Source organism: Kitasatospora sp. NPDC030952, assembly GCF_055571335.1.
The window spans coordinates 19,741-31,918 of the sequence record NZ_JBVIFM010000010.1 but is presented as its reverse complement, the minus strand read 5'-3'; the positions used below and the strand labels follow the sequence as shown (position 1 = coordinate 31,918).

The window sequence follows — 12,178 nt, the reverse complement described above, 5'->3', positions numbered from 1 at the left end:
GGGCCGTCCGTGGTCGGTACGTACGGGGACGGCCTCGCAGCTGTTCTTCTGTTCTTCATTTTCCTTGTGCCGTACACGTCACGCGGCGATCCTACTGTTCTCGGCGCTCCCGCCCCGGAAGCCCCGACACCCGGAGGACCCCATGGCCTTCGCACGACTCCGCACCCCCGGCACCCCCACCCCCGCCGCGGGCCCGCGCCCCGCCCGTCGCCGCAGGCTCCGCCCGATCACCGCCCTCGCCACCGGCCTCGGCCTGGTCGCCGGCTCGCTCGGCCTGTGGGCCGCGGGCGGCAGTGCCGCCGCCGACACCGCGGCCGGCCTGCCCAGCCCCGACCACGTCATCGTCGTCATGCTGGAGAACCACGCGTACTCGCAGGTCATCGGCAGCTCCAAGGCGCCGTACATCAACGGCACGCTGGCCGCCGGCGGCGCGACGCTGACCCAGTCCTTCGCGCTCACCCACCCCAGCCAGCCCAACTACTACATGCTGTTCTCCGGCAGCGCCCAGGGCGTCACCGACGACAGCTGCGTGGACGTCGGCGCGCTCCAGCAGCCCAACCTGGCCTCCGAGCTGCTCGCCGCCAACCAGACCTGGGCCAGCTACAACGAGGGCCTGCCCGGCGTCGGCGCCACCGACTGCAGCAGCGGCAACTACGCCCAGAAGCACAACCCGTGGTTCGGCTTCGGCAACGTCCCCACCTCCAGCGCCTACGGGATGGACGCCTTCCCGACCGACTTCACCACCCTGCCCAAGGTCTCCTTCGTCATCCCCGACCTCTGCGACGACATGCACGACTGTTCGGTCGGCACCGGCGACTCCTGGCTGCGGAGCAACCTCGACGCGTACGCGCAGTGGGCCAAGAGCAACAACAGCCTGCTGGTGGTGACCTTCGACGAGGACAACAGGCTGGCCGGCAACCGCATCCCGACCGTGGTCTACGGCGCCCACGTCGCCCCCGGCAGCTCCACCGCCACCACCTACAACCACTACGACGTGCTGCACACCCTGGAGGACCTGGCCGGCGTCAACGCCCACGCCGGCAACTCCGCCAACGCCTCCGACATCACCGGCATCTGGAACTGACGCCCGTGTACGTCGCGGACTCCCGCAGCTCGAAGGCCCCCGTCGCACCGGCCACCGGCCAGGTGCGGCGGGGCGCCGCCCTGCGCTCAGTGCCGGGGGCGGTCCTCGCCCTCGGCGCCGTCAGCATGGTCACCGACATCTCCTCCGAGATGGTCAACGCCGTGCTGCCGCTCTACCTGCTCACCGGACTCGGCCTCTCCCCGCTCGGCTTCGGCCTGCTCGACGGCATCCAGAACGGCTTCAGCGCCCTGGTCCGGCTCGCCGGCGGCCACCTCGCCGACCGCCGAGGCCGCGACGGCGCCGCCCGGCACAAGACCGTCGCGGCCATCGGCTACGGGCTCTCCGCGCTCTGCCGGCCGCTGCTGCTGCTCGTCCACACCGTGCCGCTGATCGGCGCCGTCATCGCCGCCGACCGCACCGGCAAGGGCCTGCGCACCGCGCCCCGGGACGCCATGATCTCGCTGGCCACCGAACCCGCCCACCGCGGACGGGCGTTCGGCGTGCACCGGGCGATGGACACGGCCGGCGCGCTGCTCGGCCCGCTCACCGCCTTCCTGGTGCTGCGGCTGGCCGGCGGCCCGCTGCTCGCCGACGGCGGCGAACGGCACGGCTACGACGCGGTGTTCACCGTCAGCGCCTGTGTCGCCGCGCTGGGCGTGCTGATCCTGCTGCTGTTCGTGCCCAACCGGCAGGTCGGTGACGACCCGTCAGGCTCCGTGCCCACACTGCGTAGCAGCCTCACCCTGCTGCGACTGCCCGGACTGCGCCGGCTCACCCTGTGCGCCGTGCTGCTCGGGCTGACCACCGTCAGCGACTCCTTCCTCTACCTGCTGATCCAGCGCCGACTCGGCCTGTCCGTCAACCTGTTCCCGCTGCTGCCGCTCGGCACCGCGGCCGCCTTCCTGCTGCTCGCCGTCCCGCTGGGCTCGCTCGCCGACCGGATCGGACGCCGTCGGCTCTTCCTGCTCGGACACGGCGTCCTGCTGCTCGCGTACGGGCTGCTGCTCTCGCCGCTGCGCGGGCTGCCCGCGGTGATCTGCGTGCTGGTGCTGCACGGGTCCTTCTACGCCGCCACCGACGGCGTGCTCGCCGCGGCCGCGGCCGACGCGGTGCCCGCCGAGCAGCGCGGCGCCGGGCTCGCCCTGGTCGGCACCGGGCAGGCGCTGGCCCGGTTCGCCTGCTCGCTGCTGTTCGGCGCGCTGTGGAGCGCGGTCGGCGGGCCGGGCGCGCTGGCCTGGTCGGCGGGTGCGCTGGCGCTGTGCGTGGCCGGCGCGGCGATGGTGCTGCGGGCGCCGGAGCCGGTGGCTGCGGAATCGGTTGCCGCGGAGGAGAGTTCGTGAGCGTCGTCGAGGAGAGACCGTGAACCTGCAGAACAACCGCAGCCGGGTGATCGTGCTGCTGCTCGCCGTCCTGGTACTCGGTGCGGTCGGCACCGGCGCCGTCCTGTACGCCGCCGACCGCACCGCCGAGCGCGACCGCACCCAGGCGGGCGGGCCGGCCGTCGAACCCGGCCCGGTCTCGCTCCAAGTGCCCTCGAAGGGCCGCCAGTTGCTCTTCCGCAACATGGCCTGGGGCCCGCACCGGGACGAGATCACCACCGTCCCCGCCGACCACCCCGACGGCCCGCGCACCTCATCCGGCACCCAGTGCCTGCGCTTCCACGCCGCCGCCGGCACCGGCATCTGCCTCCAGGCCCAGCACGGCGCGCTGGACGACACCTACCGCGCCGTCGTCCTGGACGACCACCTGCACGAACGGCGCTCCTTCCCCGCCGCCGGCATCCCCACCCGCGCCCGGGTCTCCCCGTCCGGACACCTCGCCGCCTGGACGGTCTTCGTCAGCGGAGACTCCTACGCGGGCAGCGACTTCTCGACCCGCAGCTCGATCGTCGACGTCCGGGACTGGAACCTCCGGGAGAACCTGGAGGACTTCGCGGTCATCAAGGACGGCCACCCGTACCAGGCGCACGACATCAACATCTGGGGCGTGACCTTCGCCGACGACAACACCTTCTACGCCACCCTGGCCAGCGCCGGGCAGACCCACCTGGTCCGCGGCGACCTCGCCGCCCGCACCCTCACCACCGTGCACGACAACGTCGAGTGCCCCTCGCTCTCCCCCGACGGCACCCGCGTCGCGTACAAGAAGCGCGTTCCCGGCCTGTCGCCCGACGCCCCCTGGCGGCTGTACGTCCTCGACCTGGCGACCGGGACGGAGACCGCCACCGCCGAGCAGCGCAACATCGACGACCAGGCGCTCTGGTCCGACGACGGGACGCTGCTCTACGCCCTCCCCGGGGACTACGGCGCCGACCTGTGGACCGTCCCGGCCGACGGCTCCGGCGCCGCCCGGCTGGTCACCAAGGCGGCCGTCGCCCCCGCCTACCTGGGCTGAGGAACTCTCCGCTAGCGTCCCACTTTGAGCAGAGAGTGACGTCCCGGCCGAATGTGCCGGCCGGACGTCCTGATCGAAGCGGGGGAGCGAGCGAACCGTGGACGGCATTCCACCCGAGCGGATGGTCACCGACTCCTGGCCGGCCCTGCACGGCCGACCCGTGCTGCGGCGAACCGTCGCCGTCGGCCTGGTGCTGTGCGTGTCGGCCGGCGCCGCCCTGGTGGTGCGCGGCGTCAACGCGCTCACCGTCGGCCGGGCCGGGCGGGAGACCGACCGGGACCGCGCCGAACGCCTGGCCGGCCTCCACCCCTCCCAGCACCCCGGCGCCGGCCGCTACTACGTCCCGGTCGGCGCGGTCTACACCCGCACCTCCGACGGCGCGCCCATCGCCTACCTCCACTACCGGCTCGGCGGCGGCCGGGAACCCGGCCTCGGCGACTTCCTGCGCACCTACGACCTCCCCGAGCCCGGGCCCGCCGCCCCGCTACCACCGGACCTCGCCGCCGCCCTCGGGGGCGACGAGCCGGCCGAGGCCCCGGAGCTGCCGGAGGGGGCGGCCGGGGCAGCCGGGGTGGCCGGGTCCGGGGCGTCGGCCTCGCCGTCCGTCGCCACCCCGGAGGTCACGGAACCAGGGTCCGGGGCGACCTCTGCGCCGCCGGCCATCGCGGCGGAGCCGACCCCGACCCCGACTCTGGCCGCGGCCCCGACCCCGACCCCGACCGATGCCGACCCGGACGCCGACGACGACGCCGGCGAGCCCACCGTGGACGGCGGGGCGGGCGGCTCCACGAGCGTGACCGGTGACGGTGAGCCGGAGGACGGCGTGCCCGACCCGAGCCCGAGCCCGAGCCCGACCCCGACCTTGAGCCCGACCCCGACCCCGACCCCGACCCCGACCCCGACCCTGAGCCCGACCCCGACCCTGAGCCCGACCCCGACCTGGACACCCACCGCGACCCCGTCCGCCGTCCCCACCCACGTCCCCAGCGCCCGCCGGATCTACGTCGCCACCATCCCGGGCGGGCTGCCGGGCGCCGCCGACATCTACGTCCGCGCCACCGGCTGAGCCCCCCAACGGCTCCGCCCCGCCCGGGTCGGTGACCGGGGCGGGGCGGAGGCGGCGGCGGGGCGGCGGCGGGGGCCGTCAGCGGGCGGTCGCCGGCTGGGGTGCGGGTACGGCGGCCGCTGTGGGGGCGGCCGGGGCGGTGCGCCGGGCCGGGGCCTGGCCGACCAGCATGGCGCCGAGTGCCAGCAGCAGTCCCAGCACCTGCCACGCGGTGAGCGTCTGGCCGAGCACGACCAGGCCGCCGACCGTGGCCACCACCGGGTTGATCAGCCCCAGGAACGACACCGGTCCGGCGCCCAGCCGCTCGATGCCGCGGAACCACAGCACGTACCCGAGCGCGGTGCTGAGCAGCCCGAGGTAGGCGAAGCCCGCCAGGTTGGAGGCGCTCAGGGCCGGCGGCGCGCCCTCGACGAGCGCCGCGAGCGGGACCAGGAACAGCGAGCCGGCGAGCAGCTGCCACGCGGTGAGGTCGACCATGGTGGCGCCCTCCGGGCGGCCCCAGCGGCGGGTGAGGACGGTGCCCATGGCCATCAGCCCGATCGCGGTGACCATGGCGGCGATCCCGACGCCGTCCAGGGTCGCCCCGCTCTTGAGCACCAGCAGGGCCACGCCGCCGACTCCGGCCAGCCCGGCGAGCAGCGCCCGGCGCCCGGGCCGGACCCGGAGCACGCCGATCGAGAACCCGGCGACCAGCAGCGGCTGGATCGCCCCGATGGTGGCCGCGACGCCGCCGGGCAGGCGGTAGGCGCCGACGAAGGTGAGCGGGAAGAACAGTCCGATGTTGAGCATCCCGAGCACCGCCGCGCGCCCCCACCAGCGGCCCTTGGGCAGCTTGCGGCCGATCAGCAGCAGGAGCAGTCCGGCGGGCAGCGCCCGCAGTGCGGCGAGCAGCAGCGGGCGGCCTTCGGGCAGCAGCTGGGTGGTGACCAGGTAGGTGGTGCCCCAGGCGGCCGGGGCGAGTGCGGCGGTGGCGGCGATCCCTGCGCGCTTGCGGTCCATGGTGATCCCAATCCCCTCAACGTTGATTATCTGAACGTTGAGATATTTCTACGCCCGGGATCGGCGAACGTCAAGTATATGAATGTTAAGATATCTGCGACCGACCGGTGGACCGGCAGGCCGTGGACCGGCGGACCGGTTGACCAGCAGCCACGAGGGAGATGACAGGCCATGCAGCAGCGCGACACCGTCGACGACATCGCCGAGCAGTGGGCCAGGAACCGCCCCGACCTGCCGCTGGAGGCGATGGCCCTGATCGGCCGGCTGCGGCGGCTCAACGTCCGGGTCGACAACGCCCTGCGCGACTACTTCCTCACCTGCGGCCTGGACTCCTCCGAGTTCGACGTCCTCGCCACCCTCCGCCGCTCCGGCGAACCCTACGAGCTCAACGCCCGCGCCCTGCTCAAGTCCGCCATGGTCACCTCCGGCGCCATCACCAACCGCGTCGACAAGCTCTCCGCCAAGGGCCTGGTCGAACGCAACCCCTGCCCGACCGACCGCCGCGCCGTCCTGGTCCGCCTCACCCCGGCCGGCAAGGAGCTCATCGACGCCGCCCTGCCCGGCCACATCCGCAACGAGGAACGCATCCTCACCGCCCTCGACGCCGACGAGCGCGCCCAGCTCGACACCCTGCTGCGCAAGCTCCTCGTCGCCCACGGCGACACCGAACCGCTGGGCTGACGGTCGGGTCGTTCGGGCTGACGGCCGGGTCGTTCGCGTGACCACCACCTCCCGGCCGCGTTAACCCATCGGGACGCCGCACCGGAGGAGGGGCCCGATGAGCCGCAAGACCCCCAGGGACATCGCCGTCGACGACCAGCTGCGGGCCGCCGGGGCGGAGGGCGCCCAGTGGCTCGCCGCCGCCGGCTGGGGCCCGCCGGTCAAGGTGCCGCTGCAGAACGCGGCCAAGTGGCAGCGGGAGACCCGGGAGCGGATGCTCGCCTCGCAGCGGGACGAGTCCTGCACCTGGTGCGACCACCTGCTCCACGGCGGCCCCCAGCCCGTCGTCGTGCACGCCGAGCACCCCACCCATCTGATCTGCCGGGCCTGCTCGGTCAACGCCCGCCCCCATCGCCGCTGCCTGGAGTGCGGCGGCCCGGCCGGCTCCCTCTCCCCGCTCGACGGCCGCGAGGACGTCTGCATGGGCACGGTGGCGATCTACACCCGCCTCCGCTGCCCCGCCTGCTTCCTCGGCGACCCGCTCAACGGGACCTTCGGCAGCGGTTCGTAGTCCTTCGCTACACCTCGGCGACCAGCGCGTAGCGTTCGTCGGCCACCGGGCCGCCCCACAGCGCCGCGTCCCCGCTGAGCGGCTCCACGCGCAATGCCGCCACCAACGGCCGTACCGCCGCCGCGAGTTGCTCCGCCCCGACACCCCCGCCCCACGGCAGGTGCCCCGCCCCGGCGACGTACGGCGCCGACGGCTCGCCCGCCTCGCGCCACCGCCCCTCGACCAGCACCAGCCGCCCGCCGGGCCGCAGCAGCCGCACCCAGGCGCGCAGCGCCCGCTCCGGGTCGGGCAGCGTCCAGACCAGATGGCGCGACAGCACCACGTCGAAGCCGCCCTCCCGCACCGGCGGCGCGCCCGCGTCCCCCACCAGGAACCGCCCCGCCAGCCCGGCCGCCGCCAGCTTCGCCCGCGCCCGCGCGACCATCCGCGGCGCCAGGTCCACCCCCGTCACCCGATGCCCGCCCGCCGCCACCAGCTCCGCCAACGACCCCGTCCCACAGCCGACATCGAGCACATCCACCGCCCCCGCCGGCAACCACCCCCGCACCCGCCCCGCCCACGCCGCCCGCGTCGGTCCGGCCCGCAACCCGTGATCCGCCTCCTCATCGAAGGCCGCAGCGGCCGCGTCCCAGTAGTCGGCAATGGCCCTGCTGGAGTCACCCATGCCCCCATCCTCCCCGCCACCACCGACATCCCGTCGGGCCTGGCCGGTCACTCGGGTGCAGCAAAGGCGATTGACTTCGGAACGTATTCCGAATTAGCGTCGAGGCATGTCGACTCCCACCGTGTCCTTCTCCGACCTGTCGAAGAACTCCAAGCGCGTCGCGGACACCGTGGGGCGTGTCCAGCGCGTGCACGTCACACGACGGGACGGCGATGACCTCTACCTCACGACCGAGCGCCACGACCGCCAGCGTGAGGAGACCGCCGATGTCACCGCACGCCTGTTCGCCGCGCTGATCGGCAGCGATGAGGGCGCGCGAGCTGTGCTTCTGGCACTTCCCGCCGTCTTCCCGTGGGTCAGACACCTCTCTGCGGAGGAGGTGCGGGAGTTCGTCGTCGACCTCGTCGACGCGACGCGCGACGTCGTGGAGCTCGACGTGCACGCCAACCTGCACCGCGTGATAGGGGATTGGCGCGCCACCGCCAGAATTCTCGCCGACCCGGAGCTGACCGCCGAGCTCACCAGGCCCCTTCCCGGTGACGACCACGGCGAGGTGGTCCAGCCGTGAGCCCGAAGCGCGGGGACGATGTCGCGCCGCCGCCGGTCGGCGATGAGTGGCGGGTGCGGTTCGGCACCAGCGAGGCCGCGAAGGGGTGGGGCGAGCTGCGTGCCGAGGTACCCGGTAACGCCCGCCGGTGCTTCGAGGCGTTGCGGGCGAATCCGCTCGCGAGGACGGATCTGGACCGGCGGCATCGACTCCGGGGCCGCTTGGCGACCCGGGTCTTCGGGGGCGTCGAGCTGCCCCAGTGGGAGTACGAGGTGACGGCCGGCGGTCGGGTGCGATACGTGGTGGACGAGAAGGCCCGCACGGTTCACGTCCTCCATGCCTCGCCCCGGCATCCGAAGGACACCGAGGCGTAGCCCGGGGCCGGAGGGTGTCCGGGCTGTGATCGTCCCGATCGCCGTCTGGCGGGGCGTGGCGGGACCCGGCCTCAGGCCCCGGGGCGGAGGGTCGGTGGCTGCCAGTCGTAGATGGCGCTGGAGCGGCTGAGGAGGGCGCGGGTGGGGAGGAGGCCGGCCAGGGTGAGGGCGGTGGTGCGCAGGAGGGTGGCGGCGGGGGAGCGGAGGGCGACGAGGGCGCCGGCGCGGCGGGAGGCGGTCACGACGGCGGTGGTGCGGGGGAGGCGGGCGGCGGTGTAGCCGGGGAGGGTGGCGGCCGGGTCGGTGGCGGGGGTGAGGGGGGAGGCGAGGACGAGGGCGTCCTCGATGGCCTGGCAGGCGCCCTGGCCGAGGAAGGGGCACATGGCGTGGGCGGCGTCGCCGAGGAGGGCGACCCGGCCGCGGTGGTGGGCGGGCAGCGGGTCGGCGAGTTCCCAGACGTCGTTGCGCAGGATCCGGTCGGGCTCGGCGAGGGCGAACAGCTGGGGGACGGGCGCGCACCAGTCGCCGTAGAGCCGCTGGAGTTCGGCGTGTTCGTCGGCGGCCCGGGCACCCGCCGGGGCGAGGGCGGCGCCGTAGACGTAGACCCGGCCGTCGGCCAGCGGGACGATCCCGGCGAGTCGGCCGGGGCCCCAGACCTCGCCGGCGGCGGCCGGGTGGCGGCCGGGGGTGACGATGGCCCGCCAGGTGGTGAAGCCGCTGTAGCGGGGGCCGGGGTGGTGGGGGAAGAGCAGGCCGCGGGTGGCGGAGCGGATGCCGTCGGCGGCGACGACGAGGGCGGCGGTCCGGTCGCCGTCGGCGGTGCGGACGACGGCGGGCCGCCGGTCGTCGCCGGGGTCGGCGACGGTGGCCGGGGAGTCGGTGCGGACGGTGCCTTCGGGGAGGGCGTCGGCCAGGGTGGAGATGACGTCGGCGCGGGCGACGGCGGCGACCGGGTCGCCGAAGTGGGCTTCGACGGCGGCGGTGCTGGTGCGGGCGAGCCAGCGGCCGGAGGGGTGGCGTACGCCGACGGCGGGGTGGGCGGTGGCGAGGGCGCGCAGTCGGGCGCCGACGCCGAGCCGGTCGAGGGCGCGGAGGGCGTTGGGGGCGAGGGCGAGTCCGGCGCCGACGGGTTCCAGGGCGACGGCGCGCTCGTGGACGGTGACGGGGACGCCCTGCCGGTGGAGGGCGAGGGCGGCGGTGAGGCCGCCGATGCCGCCGCCGATGACGATCGCCTGGTGCTGGCCCATGAGGGGGTCCTCTTCTCGTCTTCTCGCACGGTTTCCCATGCGATCCGTCCGGTCGCTCGCGACCCGTTCACTACAGGTGTAGTGGACCGGGCTGCCTCAGCACCGTACTACACCTGTAGTGACCCGTAAACTACGGCTGTAGTGAGTTGGGGGAGCCCGCGCGGACAGGCCATGATCGGACCCATGACGCTGACGCCCCCGCGCCCGACCCTGATCGCCGACGCCGCCATCGACCTGATCGCCGACGCCGGTCTGCGCGGGCTCACCCACCGCGCCGTGGACGACGCGTCCGGCCTGCCCGCCGGCTCGACCTCCAACCTGGCCCGGACCAGGGCCGCCCTGCTGGAACTGGTGCTCACCCGGATCGTCGAGCGGGAGACCGCCGACTACCCGGTCTTCGCCGACGGCGGCCGCCCGGCCTCCGCCGCCTCGGCCCGCGGCCTGCTGGCCGAGGTCGGCGCCGAGGCGCTGTTCCAGGCGCTCACCACCGGCCGCAGGCTCACCCTGGCCCGCCTGGAACTCGCCCTGGAAGCCACCCGTCGGCCCGAACTGCGCGGCGTCTACGACCGCCTGGGCGCGCGCTTCGCCGACCGCGCCGCCGATCTCCTCGCCCGCGCCGGCTCCCCCGACCCGGAGGCGGACGCCCGCCGGCTGATCCGCTGGTGCGACGGCGTGCTGTTCAACGCCACGGCCGGCAGCGGGCATTGGCACGTGCCGATGCCGGAGGAACTGCGCGCGGAGATCGACCGCTACCTCGGCGCACTGCTGGACGGGCCGGACTGACCCCCGCGGCCGCCCCCCTATACTCCGTGTGCTCGATCAGGCAGGGGGAAGCATGCTGGACTTGCTCGAAATGGCGCTACTGATCATGGTCGTCGCGGCGCTGGTGCTGCGGCTGGCGTCGCTGCCGGTGCTGGTGCGCGCTCAGACCGCCACCCGCCGACGGGCCTTGGCGGCCACGGGGGCTGATGCTGCCGCCGGGGCACCGGGCGGCACCGGGGCGACGGTCGGCGAGCTGGCGGTGGGTCTGGTGGCCGCCGTCGTACCGGTCGTCCTGGTGTACTTCATGGACCTCTCCAGCTACTTCGTGCTGGGGCGGCCGTACGACCTTCTCAACTCCCGCTACATCGCCCGCGCATGGCACCTTCCGCTCCACGAGGCGGACACCTGGTACATCGGCCTGTTCGTCGGGTTCCTGCTGCTGTGGCTGGCGCTCTGGTACCTGACCCAGCGCAAGCTGCTGACCACCGGCCTGCCCCGGGAGGCCTGGGCGTCCGGCCGGACCCAGGGCCGACTGATCGCCCTGGTGGCCCTGCGCGCGCTGATCGGCGTGTTCCTGCTGCCGGTCGGCCTGGTCGTCGTCGCCGCGGTGTACCAGCTCGTCGGCCTGCTCGTGAGCCGCAAGCCCAAGCCGGTCGGCGCGGGGGCGTCGGCGGTGCCGGGGGCGTCGGGGGCGGAGGCGGCCCAGGCCGCCGAAGCGTTCCAGGCCTTCCTGGCCGCGCAGAACCCGTACGCGCCCACCGCCAGCCCGCAGGCCCCGCACACCCCGCAGCAACCGGTCGCGCCGTCGCAGCCGCCCGCCGCCCCGTCGCAACCGCCGTACGTGCCCACGCAGTTCACCCCGCCCACCCCGCCCGCCCCGCCGATGGTGTCGACCCCGCCCATCGGCAGCCCGCTCAGCGCCCATGAGCCCCGGACGATCGGCGGCTACCAGCTCCTCGGCCGGATCGGCTCCGGCGGCATGGGCACGGTCTACCTCGCCCGGCGCCAGGGCTCCGCCACCCAGGTCGCGCTGAAGACCATCAACCTCGAACTCCTCGACGACGCCGACCTGTTGCGCCGCTTCCAGCGCGAGTCCGAGGTGCTGTCGATGGTCCCCGGCGCCTACACCGCCCGGGTGCTCGACACCGGCGTGGACGCCGGACGCCCGTACCTGGCCATGGAGTTGCTGGACGGCCGCCCGCTGGACGCCCATCTGCGCGAGCAGGGGCCGATCCGCTCGGCCGAGGCCTTGCGCGCCCTCGCGCTGGCGCTGGCCGTGGCGCTGTCCGGGGTGCACCGGCTCGGGCTGGTCCACCGGGACCTCAAGCCCGCCAACATCATGCTGACCACGGCCGGTCCGCGCCTGTTGGACTTCGGCATCGCGGCGATCGTGGACGGCACCCGGCTGACCGCCACCGGCGGCGGTCCGGGCACCCTGACGTACATGGCGCCGGAGCAGTTCGGCGACGAGCGGGTCGGTGCGGCGGCCGACGTGTGGGCCTGGGCGTGCTGCGTGGTCTGCGCGGCGCACGGCGCGAGCCCGTTCGCCGCGACCAACACGGGCGCGGTGATCCGCCGGATCGTGGACACCGGGCCCGAGCCGGCCGCCCTGGCGGCGGTCGAGGCCCTCGACCCGACGCTCGCCGCCGTGGTCCGCCGCGCCCTGGCCGTCGACCCGGCCCAGCGCCCGGCGGACGGCACCGGCCTGCTGGCGGCACTGGCGGCGGCCCAGCCGACGGCCCCGGACCCGACGGCCGTCCACGAGCAGATCACCCGGGGCTGGCAGACCCTCGCGCTCTGACCAAACCGA

General features: G+C 74.7%; 13 protein-coding genes. 10 read left to right on the top strand and 3 right to left on the bottom strand.

All coding sequences use genetic code 11. The features are described 5' to 3' along the window. Window positions 1-142: 142 nt before the first annotated feature. From ACZ47G_RS18930 to ACZ47G_RS18915, 4 genes are all read left to right on the top strand, one after another. Complete coding sequence (locus tag ACZ47G_RS18930) at window positions 143-1,084, top strand: alkaline phosphatase family protein (RefSeq protein ID WP_465744045.1); 942 nt, start codon at window positions 143-145, stop codon at window positions 1,082-1,084. Between the two features lie 5 nt (window positions 1,085-1,089). Next, window positions 1,090-2,424 (top strand): MFS transporter, encoded by a 1,335-nt coding sequence (locus ACZ47G_RS18925; protein WP_465744043.1) that lies wholly within the window; start codon window positions 1,090-1,092, stop codon window positions 2,422-2,424. 19 nt (window positions 2,425-2,443) lie between these two features. Continuing rightward, window positions 2,444-3,478 (top strand): TolB-like translocation protein, encoded by a 1,035-nt coding sequence (locus ACZ47G_RS18920; protein ID WP_465744041.1) that lies wholly within the window; start codon window positions 2,444-2,446, stop codon window positions 3,476-3,478. Between the two features lie 97 nt (window positions 3,479-3,575). After that, window positions 3,576-4,544, top strand: a complete 969-nt coding sequence (locus tag ACZ47G_RS18915; RefSeq protein WP_465744039.1) for a hypothetical protein — start codon at window positions 3,576-3,578, stop codon at window positions 4,542-4,544. Between the two features lie 78 nt (window positions 4,545-4,622). On the opposite strand, the gene ACZ47G_RS18910 is transcribed toward ACZ47G_RS18915, so the two are convergent. After that, window positions 4,623-5,543: an EamA family transporter gene (locus ACZ47G_RS18910; RefSeq protein ID WP_465744037.1), complete on the bottom strand. Its 921-nt coding sequence runs from the start codon at window positions 5,541-5,543 to the stop codon at window positions 4,623-4,625. Between the two features lie 171 nt (window positions 5,544-5,714). Here ACZ47G_RS18910 and ACZ47G_RS18905 point away from each other — a divergent pair, with 171 nt between their 5' ends. Further along, entirely contained in the window at window positions 5,715-6,224 is a 510-nt protein-coding gene (locus ACZ47G_RS18905) for a MarR family winged helix-turn-helix transcriptional regulator (protein ID WP_465744035.1), read from the top strand. Window positions 6,225-6,321: 97 nt separating this feature from the next. Continuing rightward, complete coding sequence (locus ACZ47G_RS18900; RefSeq protein WP_465744033.1) at window positions 6,322-6,774, top strand: hypothetical protein; 453 nt, start codon at window positions 6,322-6,324, stop codon at window positions 6,772-6,774. Between the two features lie 7 nt (window positions 6,775-6,781). On the opposite strand, the gene ACZ47G_RS18895 is transcribed toward ACZ47G_RS18900, so the two are convergent. Next, the gene (locus ACZ47G_RS18895; RefSeq protein WP_465744031.1) at window positions 6,782-7,438 is read right to left on the bottom strand and encodes a class I SAM-dependent methyltransferase; all 657 of its coding nucleotides are present in this window, start codon (window positions 7,436-7,438) and stop codon (window positions 6,782-6,784) included. Window positions 7,439-7,544: 106 nt separating this feature from the next. Here ACZ47G_RS18895 and ACZ47G_RS18890 point away from each other — a divergent pair, with 106 nt between their 5' ends. Together ACZ47G_RS18890 and ACZ47G_RS18885 are read left to right on the top strand one after the other, a co-directional pair. Further along, window positions 7,545-8,006 carry a prevent-host-death family protein gene (locus ACZ47G_RS18890; protein ID WP_465744029.1) on the top strand — a complete coding sequence of 154 codons (462 nt, stop codon included), beginning with the start codon at window positions 7,545-7,547 and terminating at the stop codon, window positions 8,004-8,006. Continuing rightward, window positions 8,003-8,359, top strand: coding sequence for a hypothetical protein (locus tag ACZ47G_RS18885; protein WP_465744027.1), 357 nt, complete (start codon window positions 8,003-8,005; stop codon window positions 8,357-8,359). Before ACZ47G_RS18890 ends, ACZ47G_RS18885 begins: the two co-directional genes overlap by 4 nt. A 71-nt stretch (window positions 8,360-8,430) precedes the next feature. On the opposite strand, the gene ACZ47G_RS18880 is transcribed toward ACZ47G_RS18885, so the two are convergent. Continuing rightward, the gene (locus ACZ47G_RS18880) at window positions 8,431-9,606 is read right to left on the bottom strand and encodes an FAD-dependent monooxygenase (RefSeq protein WP_465744025.1); all 1,176 of its coding nucleotides are present in this window, start codon (window positions 9,604-9,606) and stop codon (window positions 8,431-8,433) included. A 183-nt stretch (window positions 9,607-9,789) separates the two neighbouring features. Between ACZ47G_RS18880 and ACZ47G_RS18875 the strand changes: the two genes are divergently transcribed. Together ACZ47G_RS18875 and ACZ47G_RS18870 are read left to right on the top strand one after the other, a co-directional pair. Then, window positions 9,790-10,389, top strand: a complete 600-nt coding sequence (locus tag ACZ47G_RS18875; protein WP_465744023.1) for a TetR/AcrR family transcriptional regulator — start codon at window positions 9,790-9,792, stop codon at window positions 10,387-10,389. A 52-nt stretch (window positions 10,390-10,441) separates the two neighbouring features. Next, on the top strand, window positions 10,442-12,169 hold the full coding sequence (locus tag ACZ47G_RS18870) for a serine/threonine-protein kinase (RefSeq protein WP_465744021.1): 1,728 nt from the start codon (window positions 10,442-10,444) through the stop codon (window positions 12,167-12,169). Window positions 12,170-12,178: the final 9 nt, after the last annotated feature.

Coding starts and splice junctions, on each gene's coding strand:
- ACZ47G_RS18930 (WP_465744045.1), top strand. CDS start 143: ATGGCCTTCGCACGACTCCGCACCCCCGGCACCCCCACCCCCGCCGCG.
- ACZ47G_RS18910 (WP_465744037.1), bottom strand. CDS start 5,543: ATGGACCGCAAGCGCGCAGGGATCGCCGCCACCGCCGCACTCGCCCCG.
- ACZ47G_RS18905 (WP_465744035.1), top strand. CDS start 5,715: ATGCAGCAGCGCGACACCGTCGACGACATCGCCGAGCAGTGGGCCAGG.
- ACZ47G_RS18900 (WP_465744033.1), top strand. CDS start 6,322: ATGAGCCGCAAGACCCCCAGGGACATCGCCGTCGACGACCAGCTGCGG.
- ACZ47G_RS18895 (WP_465744031.1), bottom strand. CDS start 7,438: ATGGGTGACTCCAGCAGGGCCATTGCCGACTACTGGGACGCGGCCGCT.
- ACZ47G_RS18890 (WP_465744029.1), top strand. CDS start 7,545: ATGTCGACTCCCACCGTGTCCTTCTCCGACCTGTCGAAGAACTCCAAG.
- ACZ47G_RS18880 (WP_465744025.1), bottom strand. CDS start 9,606: ATGGGCCAGCACCAGGCGATCGTCATCGGCGGCGGCATCGGCGGCCTC.
- ACZ47G_RS18875 (WP_465744023.1), top strand. CDS start 9,790: ATGACGCTGACGCCCCCGCGCCCGACCCTGATCGCCGACGCCGCCATC.
- ACZ47G_RS18870 (WP_465744021.1), top strand. CDS start 10,442: ATGCTGGACTTGCTCGAAATGGCGCTACTGATCATGGTCGTCGCGGCG.